The organism is Vibrio genomosp. F10 str. 9ZD137 (genome assembly GCF_049974785.1).
In the GTDB taxonomy this organism is placed as follows: Bacteria; Pseudomonadota; Gammaproteobacteria; order Enterobacterales; family Vibrionaceae; genus Vibrio.
Window position 1 is genome coordinate 1 of sequence record NZ_JBNGCJ010000663.1, and the last position, 872, is coordinate 872.

Here is an 872-nt window from a genome sequence, read left to right on the forward strand (position 1 = left end):
ACGTAGTGGCGGCTTCTGCTACCGTGGGCTTACTCGGACGAGAAGGGGCAACGCTGCGCAAAACCATTATTCCAACTCTGTACTATTTATTCGCTACAGGGGTAATTGGACTTATTGCGATTTACGGCTTCCACGTAACGGATGCTCTTATGGGCTAATACATCAACCCATAACAAGGTTAGTGAATAGATGAAATGAACGGGTTCACTACATAGACGAGATAGAAAATTTTTACTTGAAGCGTTAATGGCTTGTTCTCTTATTAAATGTGACGGTTGCACACAACGACACAGGCCTAGTGACAACACAAGCAAATCATAAACATTAACGCCTCTTTTTTAACGATGTCGGCCATACTGAACCTTCAACAAAAGGCACTGTATAACCATTTATAGGACTGAATTATGATCATATCCGCGCCAACGGACTACCGTGCCGCAGCCAAAGCCAAGCTCCCCCCATTTCTTTTTCACTATATTGATGGCGGCTCTTACGGTGAACATACACTAAGAAAAAACACCGAGGACCTGGCCGCTATAGCGTTAAAACAGCGTGTCCTAAACAACATGGAAGATTTAAGTTTAGACACAGAAATCTTCGGCGAAAAATTGGCGATGCCCATTGCTTTGGCCCCTGTTGGGCTAACAGGCATGTATGCTCGAAGAGGGGAAGTTCAGGCGGCAAAAGCGGCACAAAACAAGGGCATTCCTTTTACCATGTCGACCGTCTCTGTCTGCCCGATCGAGGAAGTGGCTCCAGCCATTGAGCGCCCAATGTGGTTCCAGCTGTACGTGTTAAAAGATCGTGGATTCATGAAAAACGTCCTAGAACGTGCCAAAGCAGCCGGTGTCACAACGTTAGTCTTTACGGTT

At 46.1% G+C, this 872-nt stretch carries 2 protein-coding genes; both read left to right on the top strand.

Annotated features, from left to right (window positions below):
- On the top strand, positions 1–158 hold a 158-nt coding region (locus ACP45E_RS16035), incomplete at its 5' end, for an L-lactate permease (protein WP_141707367.1).
- A gap of 246 nt (positions 159–404) precedes the next feature.
- Positions 405–872, top strand: a 468-nt coding sequence (locus ACP45E_RS16040; RefSeq protein ID WP_198927739.1) for an alpha-hydroxy-acid oxidizing protein, incomplete at its 3' end; no start/stop codon positions are given.